This is a genomic window from Defluviimonas sp. SAOS-178_SWC, from assembly GCF_039830135.1.
In the GTDB taxonomy this organism is placed as follows: Bacteria; Pseudomonadota; Alphaproteobacteria; order Rhodobacterales; family Rhodobacteraceae; genus Albidovulum.
Map to the genome: position 1 here is coordinate 1,017,551 of NZ_CP156081.1, position 23,367 is coordinate 1,040,917.

General features: G+C 67.2%; 18 protein-coding genes. 16 read left to right on the forward strand and 2 right to left on the reverse strand.

Features of this window, described 5'->3' with window-relative positions:
* Positions 1–94: 94 nt before the first annotated feature.
* The 10 genes from V5734_RS05940 to V5734_RS05985 all read left to right on the forward strand — a co-directional run bounded on the left by V5734_RS05940 (position 95) and on the right by V5734_RS05985 (position 12,448).
* A complete protein-coding gene (locus V5734_RS05940) occupies positions 95–1,786 on the forward strand; it encodes a SulP family inorganic anion transporter (RefSeq protein WP_347312583.1) in 1,692 nt (563 codons plus the stop codon).
* Between the two features lie 46 nt (positions 1,787–1,832).
* Positions 1,833–2,426, forward strand: coding sequence for a carboxymuconolactone decarboxylase family protein (locus V5734_RS05945; protein WP_347312585.1), 594 nt, complete (start codon positions 1,833–1,835; stop codon positions 2,424–2,426).
* Positions 2,427–2,805: 379 nt separating this feature from the next.
* On the forward strand, positions 2,806–4,779 hold the full coding sequence (gene acs, locus V5734_RS05950) for an acetate--CoA ligase (RefSeq protein WP_347312586.1): 1,974 nt from the start codon (positions 2,806–2,808) through the stop codon (positions 4,777–4,779).
* Positions 4,780–4,783: 4 nt separating this feature from the next.
* Positions 4,784–5,467: an adenylate kinase gene (locus V5734_RS05955; RefSeq protein ID WP_347312587.1), complete on the forward strand. Its 684-nt coding sequence runs from the start codon at positions 4,784–4,786 to the stop codon at positions 5,465–5,467.
* Between the two features lie 62 nt (positions 5,468–5,529).
* The gene (locus V5734_RS05960) at positions 5,530–5,787 is read left to right on the forward strand and encodes a DUF4212 domain-containing protein (RefSeq protein ID WP_347312588.1); all 258 of its coding nucleotides are present in this window, start codon (positions 5,530–5,532) and stop codon (positions 5,785–5,787) included.
* A 13-nt stretch (positions 5,788–5,800) separates the two neighbouring features.
* Positions 5,801–7,567 (forward strand): sodium:solute symporter family protein, encoded by a 1,767-nt coding sequence (locus V5734_RS05965; protein WP_347312589.1) that lies wholly within the window; start codon positions 5,801–5,803, stop codon positions 7,565–7,567.
* A 63-nt stretch (positions 7,568–7,630) separates the two neighbouring features.
* Positions 7,631–9,457 carry a DUF294 nucleotidyltransferase-like domain-containing protein gene (locus V5734_RS05970; protein WP_347312590.1) on the forward strand — a complete coding sequence of 609 codons (1,827 nt, stop codon included), beginning with the start codon at positions 7,631–7,633 and terminating at the stop codon, positions 9,455–9,457.
* A 10-nt stretch (positions 9,458–9,467) separates the two neighbouring features.
* On the forward strand, positions 9,468–9,989 hold the full coding sequence (locus tag V5734_RS05975) for a hypothetical protein (RefSeq protein ID WP_347312591.1): 522 nt from the start codon (positions 9,468–9,470) through the stop codon (positions 9,987–9,989).
* 1 nt (position 9,990) lies between these two features.
* Positions 9,991–10,392: a response regulator transcription factor gene (locus V5734_RS05980; protein WP_347312592.1), complete on the forward strand. Its 402-nt coding sequence runs from the start codon at positions 9,991–9,993 to the stop codon at positions 10,390–10,392.
* On the forward strand, positions 10,385–12,448 hold the full coding sequence (locus V5734_RS05985) for a 3'-5' exonuclease (protein WP_347312593.1): 2,064 nt from the start codon (positions 10,385–10,387) through the stop codon (positions 12,446–12,448). Before V5734_RS05980 ends, V5734_RS05985 begins: the two co-directional genes overlap by 8 nt.
* A 67-nt stretch (positions 12,449–12,515) precedes the next feature.
* Here V5734_RS05985 and truA read toward each other — a convergent pair whose 3' ends face one another.
* Complete coding sequence (gene truA / locus V5734_RS05990) at positions 12,516–13,283, reverse strand: tRNA pseudouridine(38-40) synthase TruA (protein WP_347312594.1); 768 nt, start codon at positions 13,281–13,283, stop codon at positions 12,516–12,518.
* Between the two features lie 95 nt (positions 13,284–13,378).
* Between truA and V5734_RS05995 the strand changes: the two genes are divergently transcribed.
* The 3 genes from V5734_RS05995 (at position 13,379) to V5734_RS06005 (ending at position 18,662) form a co-directional block, all read left to right on the forward strand.
* A complete protein-coding gene (locus tag V5734_RS05995; RefSeq protein WP_432759667.1) occupies positions 13,379–14,782 on the forward strand; it encodes a YcjX family protein in 1,404 nt (467 codons plus the stop codon).
* 7 nt (positions 14,783–14,789) lie between these two features.
* Positions 14,790–15,812 (forward strand): YcjF family protein, encoded by a 1,023-nt coding sequence (locus V5734_RS06000; protein WP_347312595.1) that lies wholly within the window; start codon positions 14,790–14,792, stop codon positions 15,810–15,812.
* A gap of 78 nt (positions 15,813–15,890) precedes the next feature.
* Positions 15,891–18,662 (forward strand): DUF2339 domain-containing protein, encoded by a 2,772-nt coding sequence (locus V5734_RS06005; protein ID WP_347312596.1) that lies wholly within the window; start codon positions 15,891–15,893, stop codon positions 18,660–18,662.
* Here V5734_RS06005 and V5734_RS06010 read toward each other — a convergent pair.
* Positions 18,659–19,066, reverse strand: a complete 408-nt coding sequence (locus V5734_RS06010) for a group III truncated hemoglobin (protein WP_347312597.1) — start codon at positions 19,064–19,066, stop codon at positions 18,659–18,661. The two genes, V5734_RS06005 and V5734_RS06010, sit on opposite strands and share 4 nt — an antisense overlap.
* A gap of 236 nt (positions 19,067–19,302) precedes the next feature.
* Between V5734_RS06010 and ileS the strand changes: the two genes are divergently transcribed.
* From ileS to V5734_RS06025, 3 genes are all read left to right on the forward strand, one after another.
* A complete protein-coding gene (gene ileS, locus V5734_RS06015) occupies positions 19,303–22,248 on the forward strand; it encodes an isoleucine--tRNA ligase (RefSeq protein WP_347312598.1) in 2,946 nt (981 codons plus the stop codon).
* A gap of 62 nt (positions 22,249–22,310) precedes the next feature.
* A complete protein-coding gene (locus V5734_RS06020; RefSeq protein WP_347312599.1) occupies positions 22,311–22,817 on the forward strand; it encodes a hypothetical protein in 507 nt (168 codons plus the stop codon).
* A 73-nt stretch (positions 22,818–22,890) separates the two neighbouring features.
* Positions 22,891–23,340 (forward strand): methylated-DNA--[protein]-cysteine S-methyltransferase, encoded by a 450-nt coding sequence (locus V5734_RS06025; protein ID WP_347312600.1) that lies wholly within the window; start codon positions 22,891–22,893, stop codon positions 23,338–23,340.
* Positions 23,341–23,367 lie beyond the last annotated feature (27 nt).

Consider the following 23,367-nt stretch of genomic DNA (forward strand, 5'->3'; position numbering starts at 1 on the left):
GGCAGACTCCGTTCCGGCCGGCGGGTTCCGGCCCTTCCTTGACAGTCCGTGCCCGCGATCCCACTCTCGCACCAAATCGTGGACACGGGGCATCATGGATCGTAGAGGCGGCGGCGCAAGCCCCAGTTTTTCCGAGCAGTATCTGCCGAAACTCGTCACCGTCCTGAGCGAGGGCTACGGCAAGGCCGAATTGCGGGCCGACGCGCTGGCCGGGTTGACGGTTGCCATCGTCGCGCTGCCGCTCTCGATGGCCATCGCGATCGCGTCCGGCGTCGGGCCCGAGCGCGGGCTGATCACCGCCATCGTCGGCGGCGCCGCGGTCTCCGCCCTCGGCGGGTCGCGGTTCCAGATCGGCGGTCCGGCGGGCGCCTTCATCATCCTCGTCGCGGCCTGCGTTGCCGATATCGGCGTCGGCGGCCTTCTGACGGCCACGCTGTTGGCCGGGCTTTTCATGATGGTCGCCGGCTTCTTGCGCCTCGGGGCCTATGTGAAGTTCATTCCCTACCCGGTCACGGTGGGTTTCACGTCCGCCATCGCGGTCATCATCTTCGCCAGCCAGATCAAGGACCTTTTCGGCCTGACCATCGGCGGGCCGGAGCCGGGTCCGCTTCTCGAAAAGCTCGGCGTCCTCTGGGCGGCGCGGGACACCGTCACGCCGGCAGCCATTGCGCTGGCATTGGGAACCGTCGCGGTCATCCAGGGACTGAAGCGGCTGAAACCGGGCTGGCCGGGGATGCTGATCGCGGTCGTCGGGGCGGCGCTTTTCACGTCGGTCCTCGGCCTTCCGGTCGAGACCATCGGATCGCGGTTCGGGGCCTTGCCCCGCGTCCTGCCGGCACCGGAGTTTCCCGATCTCGGCCTGGCCGCGCTCCAGGCGGCCATACCCTATGCAGTCAGCTTTACCCTGCTCGGCGCAATCGAATCGCTTCTCTCCGCCGTCGTTGCCGATGGCATGACCGGCCGCCACCACCGCTCGAACGCGGAGCTGGTGGCGCAGGGTGTCGCCAATATCGCCTCGGCCCTTTTCGGTGGCATCACCGTCACCGGCACCATCGCCCGGACGGCGACCAACGTCCGGGCCGGTGCCCACGGGCCGGTCGCGGGCATCCTCCATTCCGCCTTCGTCCTTGTCTTCATGATGGTCTTCGCGCCGCTGGCCTCGGCGATCCCGCTGGCGGCGCTCGCCGGGGTCCTCGCCGTCGTGGCCTGGAACATGATCGAGAAGGAGGAGGCGTGGATGCTCCTGCGCACCTCCTCGGGCGACGCACTGGTGCTCGCGGTGACGTTTTTCCTCGTCATCTTCCGCGACCTGACCGAGGGCATCCTCGTCGGCTTCGTCCTCGGCGCCGTTCTCTTCATCCGCCGCATGTCCGAGGCCGCCCATGTCGAGGAGCGCGCGCCCCTGGTGGAGGACGACCGCGCCGACGAGGCGAGTCCCTACGATTCCGGCAGGGCGACCGATCACGACATCCTCGTCTACCGGATCAAGGGGGCGTTCTTCTTCGGCGCCGCCTCGACCGTCGGAGCGGTCCTTGACCGGATCGCAGACCGGCCGAGCGCCTTCGTGCTCGACTTCGCCGAGGTGCCCTTCCTCGACAGCACGGCCGCCCATTCGGTCGAACTCCTGGCGCGGAAGATGGCGCGGAAGGGCGGGCGGCTCTATCTCACCGGCACCAGTCCCGACATCCGCCGCACGCTCCTCTCGCTCGGTCTGCGCGAGCCGAAGGTCGGCTATGCCCACGATATCGACGACGCGGTGGCGGACGCACGGGCGCACTTGTCCTGAGCCGGGGAAGCTGCCAGCCTTCGCCTCGGGAAAGAGGGAGGAACCGATGGCCGTTGTGCGCCCGCTTGACGAAGAAGAGATCGAACCGGGGTTGCGCGCCGAGGTGCAGTTCTTCAAGGGCCCCTTGGGTGTCATCCCGAATTCCGTCCGGACGATGGCGCATCGGCCCGAGATCGCCCGCGCCTTCACCGCGCTCAATATCGCGGTGATGCAATGCCACGGCGCGGTGACGCCTGAATTCAAGCGGCTTCTCGGCTACATCACCTCCTATGTGTCGGGCTGCCGCTATTGCCAGGCGCATACGATCCTGGGTTCGCAGCGCTTCGGGGCGAGCGAGGAGCGGCTGAATTCTGTCTGGGATTTCGAGGCGAGCCCGCATTTCAGCGACGCCGAGAAGGCGGCCCTGGCCTTCGCGCATGCGGCCGCCGAGGTGCCCAACGGGGTCACGCCTGCGATCGAGGAGCGGCTGAAGGCGCATTGGGACGATGGCGATATCGTCGAGATCATGGGGGTGATCGCGCTCTTCGGGTATCTCAATCGCTGGAACGACTCGATGGGGTCCGCGCTCGAGGATCTGCCGATATCGGCGGGGGAACGGTATCTCGCCCCGACGGGCTGGAATGCCGGAAAACATCGCTGATTCCGGCCCGGTCCCGGCGGACCGAATCGCTCCGGAGAGTTTAAGCGCTAACGGAACGCCGGTTTGCCGGGCGCGATTCCAGCGCGCGCGCTTGGAAAAAAGACTCCTGGCGACGCATTGCCGGTTCTCCGCGGAAAGATGCCGAAATCGTGAACAGGCAAGGGCTTGTTTTTGATAGTCAAATTTTCGCCACAATCAAAAAATTAACAGCATTTTCTTAGTTGATGTCAATAAATTAACAAAAAAAGTTATTTAACGAAAGGGGTTACGAAAAAATGATCATTCGGTTTACAATGTTGCGCAGGTAAAGGCGTCCGGACAAGGGCCGGATGGGGGTGCCGCGGTTTCGGCGGCGCCGGATTTGCAGGGAGGACCCACGATGACCGCTTCCAAGGACCATACGGCGCAGGCGCCCGACATTCGCGCAGTGCCCGCGGGGTTCAAGAACGCCCATGCAGATGCCGCGAAGTATCGCGAGATGTACGCGGAATCGATGAGCGACCCGGACGCGTTCTGGGGGCGCGAGGGGCTGCGGCTGGACTGGATCAAGCCGTATACCAAGGTCAAGGATACCGACTTCACCTTCGGCAAGGTCTCCATCAAGTGGTTCGAGGACGGCGTGCTCAACGCCTCGGTCAACTGCATCGACCGTCACCTGAAGGATCGTGCGCTGCAAACGGCGATCATCTGGGAGCCGGACGATCCGAAGACGCCCGCCAAGCACATCACCTATCGCGACCTGTCGCGGAAGGTGAATCAGATGGCCAACGTCCTCCTGAGCCAGGGCGTGATGCGCGGCGACCGGGTGGTGATCTACCTGCCGATGATCCCCGAGGCCGCCTATGCGATGCTGGCTTGCGCCCGGATCGGCGCCATCCATTCGATCGTCTTCGCCGGCTTCTCGCCCGACGCGCTCGCCAACCGGATCAACGATTCCGGCGCGAAGCTGGTGATCACGGCCGACACCGCCCCGCGCGGCGGACGGCGGACCCCGCTCAAGGCCAATACCGACGCGGCGCTCCTCCATTGCTCGGACAAGGTGCGCTGCCTCGTCGTCAAGCATACCGGCGACCAGACCAGCTGGATCCAGGGCCGCGACGTCGATGTTCTCGCGATGATGGACATGGTGAGCCCCGAATGCCCGCCGCGTCCGATGAACGCGGAAGACCCGCTCTTCATCCTCTACACCTCCGGCTCCACCGGCAAGCCGAAGGGCGTGGTGCATACGACGGGCGGCTACCTCGTCTTTGCGGCGATGACCCATCAATACACGTTCGACTACCATGAGGGCGACGTCTTCTGGTGTACGGCGGATGTCGGCTGGGTCACGGGGCACAGCTACATCGTCTACGGCCCGCTCGCCAACGGCGGCACGACGATCATGTTCGAGGGCGTGCCGACCTATCCGGATGCAGGCCGCTTCTGGGAAGTCTGCGCCAAGCACAAGGTCAACCAGTTCTACACCGCCCCGACCGCCATCCGCGCGCTGATGGGGCAGGGGCCGGAATGGGTCGAGAAGCATGACCTCTCGAGTCTGCGGGTGCTCGGCTCGGTCGGCGAGCCGATCAACCCCGAAGCCTGGGTCTGGTACGACAAGTATGTCGGCAAGGGCAAATGCCCGATCGTGGATACGTTCTGGCAGACCGAAACCGGCGGCCACATGATCACGCCGCTGCCCGGCGCGACCCCGACGAAGCCCGGCGCGGCCACCAACCCGTTCTTCGGGGTGAAACCTGTCGTTCTCGATCCCGCCACGGCCGTTCGCCAGGGCGAGACGGAATGCGAAGGCGTACTGTGCATCTCCGACAGCTGGCCGGGGCAGATGCGCACGCTCTGGGGCGATCACGAGCGTTTCCAGGAAGCCTATTTCAGCCAGTATCGTGGCTACTATTTCACCGGAGACGGCTGCCGCCGCGACAAGGACGGCTACTACTGGATCACCGGCCGGGTCGATGACGTGATCAACGTCTCCGGCCACCGGATGGGCACGGCCGAGGTCGAAAGCGCGCTCGTGGCGCATCCGAAGGTCGCCGAGGCCGCCGTGGTCGGTTATCCGCACGAGGTGAAGGGCCAGGGCATCTATGCCTACGTGACGCTCATGAACGACGAGGAGCCGTCGGACGATCTCCGCCAGGAGCTGGTGAAGTGGGTGCGGACCGAGATCGGCCCCATCGCCTCGCCCGACCTGATCCAGTGGGCGCCGGGCCTGCCGAAGACCCGCTCGGGCAAGATCATGCGCCGCATCCTGCGCAAGATCGCCGAGAACGACTACGGCGCGCTCGGCGATACCTCGACGCTGGCCGATCCCTCGGTCGTCGATGAGTTGATCGACAACCGCATGAACAGGGGTTGACCGTATGAGCGACGCCGTTACCGCAAGCCCCGCCGTCCTGATACTGCTCGGCCCCCCGGGGGCCGGGAAGGGCACCCAGGCGCGAATGCTGGAGGAGCGCTTCGGCCTCATCCAACTCTCGACCGGCGATCTCCTGCGCGCCGCCGTCGCGGCCGGAACGCCGGCCGGCCTTGCCGCGAAGGCGGTGATGGCGGCGGGCGGGCTCGTCTCGGACGACATCGTTCTCGACATTCTGAAGGACCGCATGGCCGAACCCGACGTTTCGGCCGGTGTGATCCTCGACGGCTTTCCGCGCACGGCCGGGCAGGCCGCTGCGCTCGACCAGCTTCTGGCCGATCAGGGCCGCGCGGTCAGCGCGGCGATCAGCCTCGAGGTGGACGACGAGGCGATGGTCGGCCGGGTGGCTGGCCGCTACACCTGCGCCACCTGCGGCGAGGGGTATCATGACGAGTTCAAGCAACCCGCGAGGGCGGGGATTTGTGACAAATGCGACGGCACGGAATTCAAGCGCCGGGCCGACGACAACGCCGAAACGGTGCGTGAGAGGCTGAAAGCCTACCACGACCAGACGGCGCCGCTGATCGCGCACTATCGCAGGATGGGCGTGCTCGAGACCGTCGACGCGATGGGGGACATCGCCGGGATCGCTTCGGCGCTCGGCGGCATCGTCCAGCGCAAGGCGGGATAACGACGGCCGGCGTCCCGACGCACGGGGCGCGGGTGGGAGGAAACTCACGGGAGTAACGCAATATGGCCGACAAATCTTCGTCAAACGCCTATTGGACCGCGAACATCAACCTGATCAGGATCAGCCTGATCATCTGGTTCGTCGTGTCTTTCGGGTTCGGCATCCTTCTGAGGCCGATGCTCGCAGGCATCAAGATCGGGGGCACGGACCTCGGTTTCTGGTTTGCCCAGCAGGGCTCCATCCTCGTGTTCCTGGTGCTGATCTTCGTTTATGCCGCCCGCATGAACAAGCTCGACCGTGAACACGGCGTGGAAGAATAAGGGGATCGGGGACATGGATCAGTTTACGCTCAATCTTATCGTGGTGGGGGCGACCTTCGCGCTCTACTTCGGTATCGCGATCTGGGCCCGCGCGGGTTCCACCAGCGAGTTCTACGCCGCCGGACGCGGCGTTCACCCCGTCCTGAACGGGATGGCCACCGGCGCCGACTGGATGTCGGCCGCGTCGTTCATCTCGATGGCCGGCCTCATCGCCGCCGTCGGCTACGACAACTCGGCCTACCTGATGGGCTGGACCGGCGGCTACGTGCTCCTCGCCATGCTTCTCGCGCCCTACCTGCGGAAGTTCGGCAAGTTCACCGTGCCGGAATTCATCGGTGACCGCTTCTACTCGAACACGGCGCGTCTGATCGCCGTCATCTGCCTCATCGTCGCGTCGATCACCTACGTTATCGGCCAGATGTCCGGCGTTGGCGTCGCGTTCTCGCGCTTCCTCGAAGTGAAGGCGTCGACGGGTCTCTACATCGGTGCGGCGGTCGTCTTCGCCTACGCGGTTCTCGGTGGCATGAAGGGCATCACCTACACGCAGGTTGCCCAGTACGTCGTTCTGATCATCGCCTACACGATCCCGGCGATCTTCATCTCGATCACGCTGACGGGCAACCCGCTGCCGCCGCTCGGCCTCTTCTCGGAGCACACCGCTTCGGGCATGCCGCTTCTCGAAAAGCTCGATCAGGTGGTGACGGATCTCGGCTTCAGCAAGTATACCGGCCACACCGACACGACGCTGAACATGTTCCTGTTCACGATGTCGCTGATGATCGGGACCGCGGGTCTGCCGCACGTCATCGTGCGCTTCTTCACGGTGCCGAAAGTGTCCGACGCGCGGTCGTCCGCGGGCTGGGCGCTGGTCTTCATCGCGCTTCTCTACCTCGTGGCTCCGGCCGTTGGTGCGATGGCGCGTCTGAACCTCATCGACAATATCTATCCGGCTGGCACGCAGTCCGACCCGATCGACTACGAAGCGCGCCCCGACTGGATGAAGAACTGGGAAGTCACCGGTCTTCTGAAGTTCGAGGACAAGAACGGCGACGGCAAGATCCAGTTCTACAACGACAAGTCCGAGGCGTTCAAAGCGACCGCCGAAGGCAAGGGCTGGGCCGGTTCGGAACTGACCGTGAACAACGACATCATGGTTCTGGCCAACCCGGAAATCGCCAACCTGCCGGGCTGGGTCATCGCCCTAGTCGCGGCCGGCGGTCTTGCCGCCGCGCTCTCGACCGCTGCGGGCCTTCTGATGGCGATCTCCTCGGCCATCTCGCACGACCTGATCAAGGGCACCCTCAATCCGGGCATCTCGGAAAAGGGTGAGCTTCTGGCCGCGCGGATCGCCATGGGTGTCTCCATCGTCGTCGCCACCTGGCTCGGTCTCAACCCTCCGGGCTTCGCCGCCCAGACGGTTGCGCTGGCCTTCGGCATCGCGGCGGCCTCGCTCTTCCCGGCGATCCTCATGGGGATCTTCTCGAAGCGCGTCAACAGTGCAGGCGCCATCGCCGGTATGCTCGCGGGCCTCGGTGTGACGCTGGTCTACATCTTCCTCCACAAGGGCTGGTTCTTCATCCCGGACACCAACTCGTTCACGGACAGCGACCCGCTCTTCCTGTCGATCAAGTCGACCTCGTTCGGCGCGGTCGGGGCCCTGGTGAACTTCATCGTCGCCTACGTCGTGTCGAACGCGACGGAAGAGCCGCCGGTCGAAGTCCAGGAACTGGTGGAGTCGATCCGCATCCCGAAGGGTGCCGGCGCGGCGACCGGTCACTGAGCCTGACATGACAAAGGCGCGCCCCATGACGGGGCGCGCCGCTTCTAGGTTCGGGGGGATCAGGTGAACGACGATATCCGGACCGTTCAGTCCTTTCTGCAATCGGTTCATCCCTACGATACACTGCCGCAGGACGAGCTGGCGCGGGTCGCCGGTTCCTTCGGCCGCAGACACCTGGCGACCGGAGCGGAGATCTACGCCTACGGGGAGCCTCTCTCCGGGCTGTTCCTGGTCGAGACGGGCGGGATCGAGATCCTCGACCGCAATGGCGCGCTCGTCTCGTTGCTCGGGCCACGCAATTCCTTTGGAGAGCGCGGGCTGATGCGCGGCGGACTGGCGGTCACGTCGGCGCGGACGACCGAGGACAGTGAGCTTCTGATGCTGCCAGAGGCGGAGTTCCGGCACCTCGTCGCGACCTACCCGGCCTTCGAACGCTATTTCAACCGATCCCGCGGAGCGGAGGCACGGGCGGTCGATCTGACCACCCGCAAGGTGTCCGAACTGATGGCGCGCAAGCCCGTGACCTGTGCGCCCGGCACCCCCGTTGCGGAGGCGGCGCGGGTGATGCGCGACGCCCATGTCTCAAGCCTCGGGGTCATCGACGGGGCGGGCAAGCTTCTGGGCGTTCTCACCACGCGCGATCTGACCAACCGGGTGCTGGCCGAAGGGCGCAATCCGTCCGTCGCCGTCTCGGAGGTGATGACGGGCGATCCCGTGTCGCTGCCCCCGAACGCGATCGGTTCCGACATCCTGCACCTGATGCTGGAGCGGAAGATCGGCCACATGCCGATCACCGAGAACGGGCGTTTGGTCGGCATGGTGACCCAGACCGATCTCACGCGGTTTCAGGCCCTGTCGTCGGCGGCCCTCATCCGCGACATTGCCGGAGCGCGGACCGTGGCCGAGATGGCGGCCGTCACGCGCCGCATCCCCCAGCTTCTTCTGCAACTCGTCGGCGGCCATCATGCCCACGAGGTGACGACGCGCCTGATCACCGACATCGCCGACGCCGTCACCCGGCGCCTGCTGGCACTCGCCGAGGCCGAGATCGGACCCGCGCCGGTCCCCTATCTCTGGCTCGCCTGCGGCAGTCAGGGGCGGCAGGAACAGACCGGGGTCAGCGATCAGGACAACTGCCTGATGCTGGACAACAGCACGACGGCCGATGACATGGCCTATTTCATCCACCTGGCGAAGATCGTGTCGGACGGGCTCAACGAATGCGGCTACGTCTATTGTCCGGGCGACATGATGGCGACCAATCCGCGCTGGTGTCAGCCGGTGCGGGTGTGGCGCGACTATTTCCGCGGCTGGATCGCGACGCCGAGCCCCGAGGCGCAGATGCTCGCCTCGGTCATGTTCGATCTCAGGCCCATCGGCGGCAGTGCCGGACTTTTCTCGGAGATGCAGGCCGAGACCTTGGAAGCGGCCTCGAAGAACTCGATCTTCGTCGCCCACATGATCGCCAACTCGCTGAAACATACGCCGCCGCTCGGCATGATCCGGGGCTTCGCGACGATCCGGTCGGGCGAGCATCGCAACCATATCGACATGAAGCATTCGGGCGTGGTGCCGGTCACGGATCTGGCACGGGTCTATGCGCTTCAGGGCCGGCTGACGCCGGTCAATACCCGCGCCCGGCTACTGGCGGCTGCCGAGGCGGGCATCGTGTCGCCAGCGGGCGGGCGCGACCTCCTGGAAGCCTACGACCTCATCGCGGATACCCGGCTGGAACATCAGGCGGGCCAGGTCCGGGTGGGGGCGGCGCCGGACAATTACCTCGCCCCGCCCGACCTTTCGGATTTCGAACGCAGCCATTTGCGCGACGCCTTCGTCGTCGTGCGCACGATGCAATCCGCGCTTGGCCACGGCAAGGGGGCGCTTTCATGAAGGACGCGCCATGCTGATCGACTTCATTTCCACCATCGCCGCCGGGTTCGGCGCGGCGGGGGTCGTCCTGATCCTGAACCGCCTGAGCGGCCGACGGTTGCCGAAATGGGCGCTGCCGGCGGCCGTGGGCGCGGCGATGCTGAGTTTCACGATCTGGAACGAATACACCTGGTATCCGCGCGTCCGGGCGCAACTGCCCGAGACCGTCACCATCGCGACCGCGCCGGCCGACCGCGCCGTCTGGCGGCCGTGGAGCTATGTCTTCCCGCTCGTCACGCGCTTCGTCGCGGTCGACAAGACCGAGGCGGTCCATTCGACGACGCAGCCGGACATGTTCGTGGCCAGCGCCGTCGTGATCCGCCGCTGGACGGCGTCGGAGCGGCTGCCGGTCGCCTTCGATTGCGCGAAGGGCCTTCGCGCCGATCTCTTCGAAGGCGCGGAACTGGCCGAGAACGGAACGCTGAAAGGGGCCGAATGGCGCCCCCATGATCCTGAAGACGCATTGGTACGCGCGGCATGTAACGGAGGGTGAGATGGAGGAGGCGAAGCGCAGGCACCGTGTCCTGATCGTCGAGGACGAGGACAATATCGCCCTGGCCCTCGACTATGTCCTGACGCGGGAGGGGTACGAGCACGAGAGGGTGGCGAACGGCGCGGAAGCTTTGCCGAAGATCCGGGATACGGCGCCAAACCTGGTTCTGCTCGACGTCATGCTGCCCGAAGTGTCGGGCTACGAGATTTGCCAGAACGTGCGGATGGACCCGCGCCTGAAGGACGTGAAGATCCTGATGATGACGGCGCGCGGATCGGCAATGGAGCGCCGGAAGGGCATGGCGCTTGGCGCCGACGGGTTCATCGCCAAGCCCTTCGAACTGAAAGAGCTTCGCGAAGAGGTGCGGCGGCTCCTCGAACCGGGGGCGGGAGGCGATGCTTGATCGGCTGAGCCTGCGCCAGCGGCTGCTCCTCTTCTTCGCCGCCATCGCGGCGGGCGGGCTGGTGGCGCTGACGGGCGGGCTCTGGATCGGCTACCATCGGCTGGGACTGCCGGAGGCGCTGACGGATTTTGTCCTTGTCGGCGCAATCGCGGGGTTTGCCCTGCTTGGCGTGATCACCTGGGTCTGGTTTCTCTTCGACGAGAATGTGGGTCGCGCGCTGGACCGGCTGGCGGCGGGGCTGCGCGCCCAGGCCCATGCCGAGCGCGCGGGCGCGTTCGATCCCGGCCCGGCGCGCTACCTCGGCGATCTGGGGCCGGCGACGGCGGCGGTTTCCGCGGCCCTCGCCGAGACGCGAACGGCGCTCGCGGCGGCGGTGGAGCGTGAGACCGGTCAGCTGAAAAGCGAGAAGGGTCGGCTTGAGGCGCTATTGTCGGACGTGCCGGCGGGGGTCCTGCTGTGTTCCGGCGCGCATCAACTGGTGTTCTACAATGGCCCTGCCATCGATCTTCTCGGCGCGGGCGCTGCGCCGGGGCTCGACCGCAAGGTCTTCGACTACCTGCGCAAGGCGCCGCTGGCGCACGCCTATGACCGCCTCGTCGCATCGGGCGATGCGGATGCGGTCTCGGACCTCATGGTCGCCACGCGGGACGGGGCGCAGGTGTTGTCGGGGCGGATGCGGCTTCTCGATGCCGGGGCGGAGCGGCCGGGCTACGTGCTGACCTTGCGCGACGTGACCGCCGATCTTGCCGCCCATGCCGGGCGCGACCGGCTTCTTGAGGAAATCTTCGACCGCATCCGCCGGCCGGCGGCCAATCTGCAGACCGTGATCGGCGTCTTGGCCGAGGATGGCGGCGGAGAGGCGCTGGACGCGGCGCTTCTGGAAGAGGTCGGATCTCTGGCGCGGACCGTGAACGAACTGGGCGAGCGCTACGATGCGGCGCGCGGCGGCTGGACCGCCTTGCCCACAACCCGCGCCGCAGACCTCGTCGACGGGCTCCGGGCGCGGATCGAGGCGGCGGGGCTTGGCCTCTCCGCCGAGGCGGGCGACCTCATCCTGCGCTGCGACGGGTTCGAGATCGTGGCGCTGCTTGCGGGCTGTGCCACCCGGCTCGCGGCAGCGGGCCATGCGCGCGACTTCAGAATCGAGATCGCCGAAGACGGGGCGGGGGCGATGATCAGCCTTGGCTGGGACGGCGAGCCGCTGGCGATCGGGATATTGGATGCCTGGCTGGCCGGGCCCATCGACGCGGCGGCGGAGGTGACCGGACGCGCGGTTCTCGGCAGCCACGCGACCGAATGCTGGCCCGAGAAGGTGAATGGCGGCGCCGTGATCCGCCTGCCGGTCCGCGAGGCGCGGCTCGCGTCCCGCAATGTCGTGCCCATCACGCGGCAAGTGGCCTATGACTTCGACCTGCTCTTCAAGCCGCACACCGCGGCGCTGTCGGAAACGTCGCTGGAGAACCTCACCTACGTCGTCTTCGACAGCGAGACGACAGGTCTTCTTCCCGACGAAGGCGACGAGATCTGCCAGATCGCCGGCCTGCGTCTGGTCAACGGGCGCCGCGTGGCGGGTGAGGTTTTCGACATGCTGGTCAATCCCGGCCGCAGGATTCCCCCAAAGGCAACCGCCGTCCACGGGATTTCGGATGCGATGGTCGCCGACGCGCCGGATGTCATCGAGGCGGTCCGGCGCTTCCACAAGTTCGCCGAGGGCGCGGTGCTGATCGCCCATAACGCGCCCTTCGACATGACCTTCCTCAAGCGCCGCGAGGCCGAGATCGGCGCGGCCTTCGACCATCCGGTCCTCGACACCGTGCTTTTGTCGGCGGTGGTCTACGGTCAGACGGAGGGCCACAGCCTCGACGCGCTGAGCCATCGGCTCGGCATCACCATCCCGGAAGAGGCGCGGCACACCGCCATCGGCGACACGATTGCGACGGCGGAGGCGTTCCTGAAGCTTTTGCCGATGCTGAAGGGCAAGGGCCTTGTGACGTTCGGCGACGTGTTGTCGGAGGTACGCAAGCACGGCCGGCTTCTCAAGGATCTGAACGCGTGAGGGGGCGCTGCCCCCGTCCCGGACAGGGTCCGGGACTCCCCCGGAGTGTTTGCCGCCAAGAAGAAGATCAGGCGAACGGATCTTCGGGGTAGCTGACCTGCGTGAGGTAAAGGCCGTCGGGCGGGCAGACCGGGCCGCAGGTGGCGCGGTCGCGGGCCTCAAGCGCGGCTTTCACGTCGTCGGGCGACCAGGATCCGGCGCCGACCCGTTCGAGCGTGCCGACGATGGAGCGGACCTGGTTGTGCAGGAAGCTGCGGGCGCGAAGGTGGAAGCGGTATTCGCGGCCGTGGGGGATCTCGCGTTCCTCGATCGTGATCTCGTCGAGGGTCTTTACCGGGCTTTTCGACTGACAGAGCGTCGAGCGGAAGGTGGTGAAGTCGTGATATCCGACGAGGTGTGCGGCACCCTCGCGCATCGCCCCGGCGTCGAGCGGGTTAAGTACCCGCCAGGCGAGGCCGGTATCATGGGTGAGCGGCGCGCGCCGCGCTATCAGGCGAAAAAGGTAGCGTCGTTCCACCGCCGAGAAGCGGGCATGGAAATCGTCCGGCACCCGCGCCGCGGCCAGCACCGCGACGGGGGCGGGCTTCAGGTGAAAGTTCAGCGCCTCGGACAGCCGGAACGGGTCCCAGTCCTTCGCGAGGTCGCAATGCGCGACCTGGCCGATCGCATGAACGCCCGCGTCGGTCCGCCCGGCCGCCGCGATACCGGGCGCGTCGGGTTCGAGTCGGCGGAGCGCGGTTTCGACCGCCTCCTGCACCGACGCCTGGCCGGATTGCCGCTGCCAGCCCGCGAAGGGGCCGCCGTGATAGTCGATCTTGAGCGCGTAGCGGGGCATGGCCCTGCCATACCCCCGGCGACGGGCGCTTGGCAATCGCCCCTACCCATCGCCGGACCCCGCGCCTATCTTGGATCGAAAGTCGAGGGGCAGCTTTGGTCATTTCCGATATCGCAGACACGCTTGGACGGGCGGCCGGGGGACTCGCGGCGCCGTTCTCCGATCCGGTGGTGCGGCTCGGGGTGACGGGGCTCAGCCGGGCGGGCAAGACGGTCTTCATCACATCGCTGGTCGCGAACCTGATGGACCGGGCACGGATGCCGGGCCTTCGTGCCGCCGCCGAGGGGCGGATCCTGTCGGCGTTCCTGCAGCCGCAGCCTGACGATACCGTGCCGCGCTTCGACTACGAGGCGCATCTGGCCGCCCTGACCGGGCCGGAGCCGCACTGGCCCGAGAGCACCCGCGCGGTGAGCGAGCTAAGGCTGTCGTTCCGGTTGAAGGAGGCCGGCATTCTCGGCGGATTCCGTGGTCCGCGTACCCTCCATCTCGACATCGTCGACTATCCCGGCGAATGGCTTCTCGATCTTGCGCTGATGGGCCGGAGTTATGGCGACTGGGCGGCGGATGTCCTGGGCCGGATCGCGGGCAGGGCGGAGGCGGCCGGGTTCCTGGCGGGGGCCAGTGGCGTCGATGCCGCAGAGCCGCATGACGAGCCGCGCGCCAAGGCGCTGGCGGAAGCCTTCGCGCACTATCTTCAGGCGGCGCGCGCGGCCGGCTATTCCGACTGTACGCCCGGCCGGTTCCTCTTGCCGGGCGACCTTGCCGGATCGCCCGTTCTGACCTTCGCGCCGCTGCCGCCGCCGGTCCGGACCCCGCGCGGATCGCTCTGGCGCGAGATGGAGCGGCGGTTCGAGGCTTACAAGCAGAAAGTCGTCAAACCCTTCTTCCGCGATCACTTCTCCCGCATCGACCGGCAGGTCGTGCTGGTCGATGCGCTGGGCGCCATCCATTCGGGGCCGAAGGCGGTCGAGGACATGCGTGTGGCGATGGCGGGAATCCTGGAGGCGTTCCGGCCGGGCCGCGTCGGCTGGATCGCCGGGCTTCTCGGCCTTCGACGGGTGGAGCGCATCCTCTTCGCCGCGACGAAGGCCGATCACCTCCACCATGCGCAGCACACGAAGCTGACCGCGATCATGGCGGCCTTGATGCGCGAGGCGAAGGATCGGGCAGATTTCGCCGGCGCCGACACCGCGGCGATGTCGATCGCAGCCCTCAGGGCGACGGTGGAGGAGACCGTGAGCCACGAGGGGCGGGAGCTCGACTGCGTGCGGGGACGGCTGCTGGCGACCGGGCGGGAGGCCACGTTCTATCCCGGCGAATTGCCGGAAAACCCCGCCGCCCTTCTGGCACCGGCGCGGAAGGGGGCGGCGGCCTGGCTCGATGCCGACTACGAGGTGATGACGTTCGCGCCGGCGCGGCTGAAGCTCAAACCCGGCGAGGGGCCGCCGCATATCCGGCTCGACCGGGCGGCGGAGTTCCTGATCGGCGACAGGTTGTGAGGATGTGATGGCAAACCCCAAGGGCCCCGTGCTGATCGAGAGGGAGGCGCCGTTGCCGGAAGGCCCGGACCGGGCGCCGCCGGTGCCGGACCTGACACCCCTGCCGGAGGGCCGGGCGATGCAGACGGTCGCGGTACTGGCCGCGCGGCCCCGCTCCCGGCTCGGCCGGTTCTTCTGGGCCAGCGCCTCGGCGCTCGTGGGGTTTGTCGTCTCGGTCGCGGCCTGGCGGTTCGTGGAAGGGCTGCTGGCGGCGAACCCGGTTCTTGGCTGGACGGCGGCTTTTCTCGTCGGCCTTTTCGTCCTCGCGGCCCTCTTGGTCGCCTTGCGCGAATGGACGGCTTACGCGCGCCTCGCGCGGCTCGACCGGGTCCACAAGGCGGCTCTTGCGGCCGTGGGCACGGGCGACATGACGGCGGCGGGGCGCGTGGTGGACCGGCTCATTGGCCTTTACGCCGGGCGGGAGGATACCGCCTGGGGCCGATCGCGGCTGGCGGAACGGCGCGGCGATGTCTTCGACGCCGATGCCTTGCTGCATCTCGCCGAGGCTGAGTTGCTTGGGCCCCTCGACCGGGCGGCGCGGCGTGAGATCGAGGCGGCGGCGCGGCAGGTGGCGACGGTCACCGCCATCGTGCCACTGGCGCTGGCCGACGTCGCCGCCGCGCTGGTGTCGAACCTGCGGATGATCCGGCGGATCGCCGAGATCTATGGTGGCCGCGCCGGCGCGTTCGGAAGCTGGCGGCTTTTGCGCACCGTTCTGACCCATCTCGTCGCGACGGGCGCGGTCGCGGTCGGCGACGACCTGATCCAGTCGGTCGCCGGCGGCGGCCTCTTGTCGAAGCTCTCGCGCCGCTTCGGCGAAGGTGTAGTCAACGGGGCGCTCACGGCCCGCGTCGGTGTCGCCGCGATCGAGGTCTGCCGGCCATTGCCGTTCGCCGCACTTCCGCGCCCGAAGGTCACGAACCTCGTCAGCCGGGCGCTGGCGGGGCTCTTCGGGTCGGGCAAAGCGGAGGAGGACGAAGGGAAATCCTGACTTCCCGTCGGGCGCCACTGCGCTAAGAATGGGCGCCAAAGCCACCGGAGGCATACCGGAGGGCGGGGGACGGATGTGATGGACGGTTGGGAACTGCTCGGAGTGATCGCCGCGCTGGCGGTGCTGGCGATCCCGGTTCTTCTGGTTGTGGCGCTCATGACCGTCTCGGGGCTGAAGCGGCGCGTTTCGACGCTGGAGCGCGAGGTGAAGGCACAGGCTAGTGTCCTTCGGTCTCTCCAGTCGAGGCCGAGCGCGACACCCGTGGACACTTCGTCCTTGCCAGAGGTCGTACCGGATCTCCCCTCGCGCGTGGCCGAGCCTGCAGAGGAATCCAAGCCGGAACGGCCAACCCTGCCCGAGTCCAACCAACCGGACGACGTCACGCTCGCCGGTCCGTGGTCGAGCCCGTCGCCGGAACAGCCGTCCCGCCCGGTCGCCACGCGCCAGACGGCGCGCGTCTCGGCGCTTGGGGAGTGGCTGAAGACCAACTGGGTCTACGCGGTGTCGGCCATCTCTCTGGCGCTCGCGGGTATCTTCTTCGTACAATACGGGATCGAGACCGGCCTTCTGTCGCCCGCGGCGCGGGTTGGCGCGGCGATCCTCTTCGGCGTGCTCCTCATCGGCGCGGGCGAGGTGATCCGCCGCCGCTGGGGCGACCGGGAAGGGGATCCGACCGCCTACCTGCCATCGACCTTCTCGGGTGCGGGGCTCGTGTCGATCTTCGGCGGGATCGTCGCGGCGCGTCAGCTTTACGGGCTGATCGACCCGGGGACGGCCCTTGCCGGGCTGGTCGCGACGGCTCTGCTCGCCATCGTACTCGGCTGGTTCTACGGGCCGTTCCTGGCCGCCGTCGGGCTGATAGGCGCCTCTGTCGCGCCCTTCATCGTTGGCGGCGAAAGCGAGGCGCCTTACTGGCTTTACGCCTATTTTGCCGTGGTGGCGGGGATCGGCCTTTTCGTCGACACGATCCGGCGCTGGGCCTGGGTCTCGGTCCTCGCGGTCACGCTCGGGATCGCGGGCGGGCGGCTGGTATTTGTCGGGGCCGATGGCGCGGGATGGTTCGCGCTTATGCTGGCGGCGATCGTGTTCCTTGCCGTGTGCGTACCGGCGCGCGGGCTTCTCCCCGACCACGCGGGCGCAATGGCGGTCGAGATGCTGCGGCGAAATCGGGGGGAGCGGCCGATCTTCCCGACCGGCCTCGCCGCCGGAACGGTCGGGGTGGTCAGCCTTCTCCTGCTCTTTCTCGAAACCGATACCGGGGCGGAGAGCCTCTTGGTCTATCTCTGCCTCGCCGCGCTGACACTGGCGCTGACGATCTGGGCAGGGAGCGCGCGGGCGCTCAGCGATCTCACCGCGCTGCCGGCGGCGGCTTTCCTCGTGCGCCTCGGCATCGAGGGGCTGGAATACGGCCCGCTCGCGCAGGAATTCGCCGCCGGGTCCATCGCGCTCCGCGCGCCAGAGACGGCGCCGCCAATGACGGTCACGCTGATTATGGCGATTGCCGTCCTGATGTCGCTGGGCGCGGCCTGGGCGAGTGGCGGCGCCGGGCGGCTGAAACCCTTCTGGGCCGCCGGCGCGGCCCTGGTCGCGCCCCTGGCGGCTTTGGTGCTGGAATTGTTCTGGAACCCTGCCGTCGTGGTTGGCGCCTATGGCTGGGCGCTCCACGTCATCGCGCTCGCCGCGCTCATGGCCGCGCTTGCGATCGCCTTCGCTAGGGCAGATGGCGAGGACAAGCGGCGTGCGGCCTATGCCACGCTCTCGACCCTGTCGCTGATCGCGCTTGCGCTGTTCCTGATCACCACGAAGGGCGCGCTGACGGTGGCGCTGTCGGCGCTGGTGGTCGTGGCGGCGGCGCTCGACCGGAGGTTCCGGTTGCCCGAGATGGGCTGGTTCATCCAGGCGGGCGTCATCGCGCTTTCGTGGCGGCTGGTCGTCGATCCGGGCCTCATCTGGGCTGTCGACCGCGCGGCTTTGTGGGAGGCGGTCGCCTCCTATGGCGGCGCGGCGGCGGCGATGGCGGCGGGGCTTTGGCTCCTCGGCGGTCTCGACCGGCGCGCGGCTAGGGTCTTCCTCGAAAGCGCGTTCGCGGCTTATGCGGCGCTCTTCGCCAACGTCTTGATCAGCCGCTGGCTGACGAAGGACACGGAGGGAGACTGGATCGTCGCCCACTGGGCGCTGACGCTGAACGCGCTGCCCTGGCTGATCCTGATGCTCACGCAGCTTTACCGGCTGCAACTCGGCGGCGCGATGCGCTGGCTGCGCTGGGGCATTGCCGCCGTGGCGGCCGTTGTCGGGTTCGGAGGGATCGCGCTGGCGGTCGGGCCGGCGAACCCGCTTTTCGGGCTGATGTACGGCGACGAGGCGCTGGTCTGGGGGCCGCCGGTCCTTGACACGCTTCTGGTCGCCTACGCCTTGCCGGCGCTCCTGCTTCTGGCGGGGGCCGCGCGGCTTGGGCACCTGAACCGCTGGCTCCGGCGCGGTCTGATGGCCATCGGCGTGGCGCTCATGGCGCTTTACGCGGGGCTGGAGATCCGGCGGCTCTGGCGGGGCGATGACCTTTCGGTGCCCGGCGTGACCCAGCCCGAGCTTTACAGCTACACGCTCGCCCTGATGGCGGTCGGCGCCGCGCTCCTCTACCAGGCGATTGCGCGGCGGTCGCGGCCCCTGCGGCGAGCGGCGATGGCGGTCATCGCCTTGACCATCGCCAAGGTCTTCCTGATCGACATCTCCGGTTTGACCGGGCTCACGCGGGTCTTTTCCTTCCTCGCCCTCGGCCTCTCGCTCGCCGGGCTCGCCTGGCTCAACCGCTGGGCGGCGGACCGGCAGACGACGCCCGGGCCGAACCCCTAGCGCAGTTTCGGCACGCCGCCGGGGAGCGTCGCCGTCTCGACCAGCCCGTAGCGCAGGCCGCGCCCGATACGGTGGGCGAGGGCCGACCACGCCGCCGCCGTTTCGGGCGCGAGGGTGCGCCTCAGCACCGAATCGAAAAGCCCCAGCCAGATGTCGAACATCCCCGGCCGGACATTTCCGGCGGCCTGGTGCACCGCCATCGGATTGCCGTCGTAGCTCCGCTCGTAAAGGATCGCATTGCGCCAGAACCGCGCGATCTTTTCCTCGTGCGCGGGCCAGTCGGTGACATGCGCGGCGAAGACCGGGCCGAGGCCGGGATGGCTGCGGATCGCGGCATAGAACTCCGCGACGACGCGGTCGATCTCTTCCGGTGTCACGGCAAAGCGCGGGGGCAGGGCGGTCATGGTCTCTCCTTCGGCGCGCCGATCCTTGACCGCCACCGCAGCAAGGGGCAAGGGCACGCGATGTCGCGGCCACTTTACCATCCGCCGGCCCGTCCTTATAACGCCGCCCATGACCCGCATATCCGCGATCATCATTCGAATTAGCGGCCCGGCGATCTGATCGTTCAGACGCCGGGATAAAGGCGTCCGACCCGTCGCGCCGAACCGATTTCCCGATTTCATGAGGACCGCCCGAGATGTGCGCCGACAAGCCCGAGACCCCCGATTACCGATCCACCGTCTTCCTGCCCGAGACCGAGTTCCCGATGCGCGCCGGCCTGCCGCAGCGCGAGCCGGACTGGCTTGCCCGCTGGGAACGGATCGGCGTCTATGACCGCCTGCGCGACAAGGCCGCCGGGACCGGGCGCGCGCCCTTCACGCTGCATGACGGCCCGCCCTACGCCAACGGCCACCTCCATATCGGCCACGGGCTGAACAAGATCCTGAAAGACATGGTCGTCCGCTCGCAGCAGATGATGGGCAAGGATTCCCGCTACGTGCCAGGCTGGGACTGCCACGGCCTGCCCATCGAATGGAAGATCGAGGAGCAGTACCGCCAGAAGGGCCTGAACAAGGACGACGTGGACATCGTCGCCTTCCGCCAGGAATGCCGCAAGTTCGCCGAGGGCTGGATCGACATCCAGCGCGAGGAGTTCAAGCGCCTCGGCGTCACCGGCAACTGGGCCGATCCGTACCTCACGATGGACTACCACGCCGAGGCGGTGATCGCCGAGGAGTTCCTGACGTTCCTGATGAACGGATCTCTGTATCAGGGATCCAAGCCCGTGATGTGGTCGCCGGTCGAGAAGACCGCCCTCGCGGAAGCGGAGGTCGAGTATCACGACCACACGAGCCACACGATCTGGGTGCGGTTTCCCGTCAAACGAGCTGGTGCCAAAGGAACTACCCCGTTGGCTGATCTGATGTCGGCATCGGTGGTGATTTGGACGACGACGCCTTGGACAATCCCCCAAAACCGTGCTGTAGCTTACAATCCCGATATCGCGTACGGCCTGTTCAAGATCGGAGAGATCGCAGAAAATTCCTCGGCGAAGCCGGGAGAATTGCTAGTCATTGCGGACGCTCTGGTCGATCCAGTTATGGCGGCGGCCAGAGTGGAGAAATTCGAACGCGTTCGAGACGTGCCGCATGACCAGTTTTCGGGCGCACTTCTGTATCATCCGCTTCACGACGTTGACGGCGCCAACGGTGAATGGGACTATGACGTCCCCATGCTCCCCGGCGACCATGTCACCGACGACGCGGGGACGGGCTTTGTCCATACCGCGCCCTCCCACGGCGACGACGACTACCAGCTTGGCCTCAAGTTCGGCCTGCCGATGACCTACAACGTGGAGCCGGACGGCTCCTACCGCGCCGACTTGCCGCTTTTCGGCGGCGAGGCGATAATCCTGCCCGACGGCAAGGACGGCCCGGCCAATGTCAGCGTCATCAAGCAGCTCGCCTATGCCGAGGCGCTCTTCGGCAAGGGCAAGCTCAAGCACAGCTACCCGCATAGCTGGCGGTCGAAGGCGCCGCTCATCTACCGCAACACGCCGCAATGGTTCGTCGCCATCGACGCGAAGCTCGACGACGGCATGGGCGACTACGGCGACACGATCCGCGCCCGGGCGCTGAAGTCCATCGACGAGTTGGTCGCCTGGACCCCGGCTTCGGGCCGCAACCGCCTGCATTCGATGATCGAGGCGCGGCCCGACTGGGTGCTGTCGCGCCAGCGTGCCTGGGGCGTGCCGCTGACCTGCTTCGTGAAGAAGGGGGCGAAACCGACCGATTCCGGCTTCCTCCTGCGGAATTCCGAAGTCAATGCCCGTATCGTTGCCGCTTTCGAGGCCGAGGGCGCAGATGTGTGGTATCGCGACGGGTTCAAGGACGAGGTTCTCGGCAATCTCGTCAACCCTGACGACTACGAACAGGTCTTCGACGTGCTCGACGTCTGGTTCGACTCCGGCTCCACCCATGCCTTCGTGCTACGCGACCGGCCGGACGGGACGGCGGACGGCATTGCCGATCTCTACCTCGAAGGCACCGACCAGCACCGGGGATGGTTCCATTCCTCGATGTTGCAGGCCTGCGGCACCAAGGGCCGGGCGCCCTATCGCGGGGTGCTGACGCACGGCTTCACGCTCGACGAGAAGGGCATGAAGATGTCCAAGTCGATCGGCAACACGATCGTGCCGGAAGAGGTCGTGAAGCAATACGGCGCCGATATCCTGCGGCTCTGGGTGGCACAGACCGACTACACCGCCGACCAGCGGATCGGGCCCGAGATCCTGAAAGGCACCGCCGACAGCTACCGGCGGCTTCGCAACACGATGCGCTTCCTTCTCGGCAACCTCGCGGGGTTCTCCGACGCCGAACGCGTCGCGCCGGAGGAGATGCCGGAACTTGAGCGCTGGGTGCTGCACCGGCTGGCCGAACTCGACCACACCGTGCGCAAGGGCTATGCGAAATACGACTTTCAGGGCGTGTTCCAGACACTCTTCACCTTCTGCACGGTGGACCTGTCGGCGGTCTATTTCGACATCCGCAAGGACGCGCTTTACTGCGACGCGCCGGAAAGCCTGCGGCGGCGCTCGGCGCGCACGGTGCTCGACCTGCTCTTCCACCGGCTGACGACCTGGCTCGCGCCGATCCTGGTCTTTACGATGGAGGATGTCTGGCTCGCCCGCTTCCCCGGCGAGGACAATTCGGTGCATCTTCTGGACATGCCGGACACGCCGGCCGACTGGCTCGACGAGCCCCTTGCCCAGAAATGGGAGGCGATCCGCAAGGTCCGCCGCGTCGTCACCGCAGCCCTCGAAGTGCAGCGCACGGCGAAGGTCATCGGTGCCTCGCTGGAGGCCGCACCCGTGGTCCATGTCGAGAATTCCGCCGCGCTTGCCGCGCTGAAATCGGTGGATTTCGCCGATATCTGCATCACATCGGACCTGCAGCTGACGGCCGATCCGGCGCCGGAAGAGGCATTCCGCCTGCCCGAGGTGCCGGGCGTCGGCGTGGTCTTCGAGAAGGCCGAGGGCGAGAAATGCCAGCGCTGTTGGAAGATCCTGCCCGATGTCGGGAGCCACGCGCATGCGGGCACTTGCGCCCGCTGCGACGACGCGCTCGGCCGAGGGGCTGCCTGACAAAAAATCGCTCCGCGCAAGGCAAGGGCCACGCTACTCTCCCCGGAAACGGGGAGAGACTCATGCGCCGGATTTTTGCGGTTCTCCTGATCGCCGCTGCGGCGCCGTCCCACGCGCAGCAGGCGCCGGACTTCCCGCACAAGTCGAGCTACATCATCCAGCTGACAAGCTCGCAATATGCGAGCGGGCTTGGCGACTATCTCGTGCCGCCTCTGACACGCGCCTTCCGCAAGACCGGAATGCGCTACGAAGGGGGCCCTGGGGCGCGCTATGCCGCAACGGTCGAGACGGGGTCGGATGTCGGACGCTGGTACGGAACGGGTAGCGATGCGCGATGGCTTTACACGCGCTCCGTGACGGTCGGTCTGTCGCCGGCGGACATGGATATTGAGCCCGGGGGCAAGCTCACGCCGGCCTTTTCCGTCACGGTCACGCTCATCACGCCCAATGAGGACCGGGTGGACGAACTCGACTGCCTGATCGCGCTCGCCACGCGCGAACTCGCCGCCCGATACGAGCCGACGGGGCATGTCCTCGTCACCGGCAGGTCTTGCGCCCGCAAGGAGTAGGCTGCGCGTCGGGGGGCGGCAGAACCACATGAATCGGGTTGCGCGCCGCGCCCTCGCGGCGCAGCATCGCCCCATGCCCGAAATGACCGTCCAAAGCCCGTTCGGACCCCTCACCCTCCGTGAAGAGGACGGGCATATCGCGGCCTTGTCCTGGGGAGCCGGTGGTGCCGACGAGACACCGCTTCTTGCCGAGGCCGCGGACCAGCTGGGCGAATATTTCGCCGGCACCCGCCGCGCGTTCGACCTGCCCGTCGCGTTCCGCCCCGGCCTTCAGGGCGAGGTCATGCGGGCGATGTGCGCGATCCCCTTCGGCGAAACCCGCACCTACGGCGATCTGGCCCGCGCCCTCGGCGCGCCTGCCCAGTCCATCGGTCAGGCTTGCGGCGGCAATCCGGTTCCCATCATCGTGCCCTGCCACCGCATCCTCGGGGCCTCCGGCCTCGGCGGCTTCTCCGCGCCGGGGGGCGTGGAGACGAAGGTTGCCCTCCTCAAGCTCGAAGGGGCCGCATCGCTCTTGATCTGAGGCCGGATGTGGCTTTCGTTGGCGGTC

What these genes read in the sequence shown, in the direction of transcription:
- V5734_RS05945 (WP_347312585.1), top strand. Translation starts at nt 1,833, where the DNA reads ATGGCCGTTGTGCGCCCGCTTGACGAAGAAGAGATCGAACCGGGGTTG.
- V5734_RS05985 (WP_347312593.1), top strand. Translation starts at nt 10,385, where the DNA reads ATGCTTGATCGGCTGAGCCTGCGCCAGCGGCTGCTCCTCTTCTTCGCC.
- V5734_RS06020 (WP_347312599.1), top strand. Translation starts at nt 22,311, where the DNA reads ATGCGCCGGATTTTTGCGGTTCTCCTGATCGCCGCTGCGGCGCCGTCC.
- acs (WP_347312586.1), top strand. Translation starts at nt 2,806, where the DNA reads ATGACCGCTTCCAAGGACCATACGGCGCAGGCGCCCGACATTCGCGCA.
- V5734_RS05975 (WP_347312591.1), top strand. Translation starts at nt 9,468, where the DNA reads ATGCTGATCGACTTCATTTCCACCATCGCCGCCGGGTTCGGCGCGGCG.
- ileS (WP_347312598.1), top strand. Translation starts at nt 19,303, where the DNA reads ATGTGCGCCGACAAGCCCGAGACCCCCGATTACCGATCCACCGTCTTC.
- V5734_RS06005 (WP_347312596.1), top strand. Translation starts at nt 15,891, where the DNA reads ATGGACGGTTGGGAACTGCTCGGAGTGATCGCCGCGCTGGCGGTGCTG.
- V5734_RS05980 (WP_347312592.1), top strand. Translation starts at nt 9,991, where the DNA reads ATGGAGGAGGCGAAGCGCAGGCACCGTGTCCTGATCGTCGAGGACGAG.
- V5734_RS05955 (WP_347312587.1), top strand. Translation starts at nt 4,784, where the DNA reads ATGAGCGACGCCGTTACCGCAAGCCCCGCCGTCCTGATACTGCTCGGC.
- V5734_RS05960 (WP_347312588.1), top strand. Translation starts at nt 5,530, where the DNA reads ATGGCCGACAAATCTTCGTCAAACGCCTATTGGACCGCGAACATCAAC.
- truA (WP_347312594.1), bottom strand. Translation starts at nt 13,283, where the DNA reads ATGCCCCGCTACGCGCTCAAGATCGACTATCACGGCGGCCCCTTCGCG.
- V5734_RS06000 (WP_347312595.1), top strand. Translation starts at nt 14,790, where the DNA reads ATGGCAAACCCCAAGGGCCCCGTGCTGATCGAGAGGGAGGCGCCGTTG.
- V5734_RS05965 (WP_347312589.1), top strand. Translation starts at nt 5,801, where the DNA reads ATGGATCAGTTTACGCTCAATCTTATCGTGGTGGGGGCGACCTTCGCG.
- V5734_RS06010 (WP_347312597.1), bottom strand. Translation starts at nt 19,066, where the DNA reads ATGACCGCCCTGCCCCCGCGCTTTGCCGTGACACCGGAAGAGATCGAC.
- V5734_RS06025 (WP_347312600.1), top strand. Translation starts at nt 22,891, where the DNA reads ATGCCCGAAATGACCGTCCAAAGCCCGTTCGGACCCCTCACCCTCCGT.
- V5734_RS05940 (WP_347312583.1), top strand. Translation starts at nt 95, where the DNA reads ATGGATCGTAGAGGCGGCGGCGCAAGCCCCAGTTTTTCCGAGCAGTAT.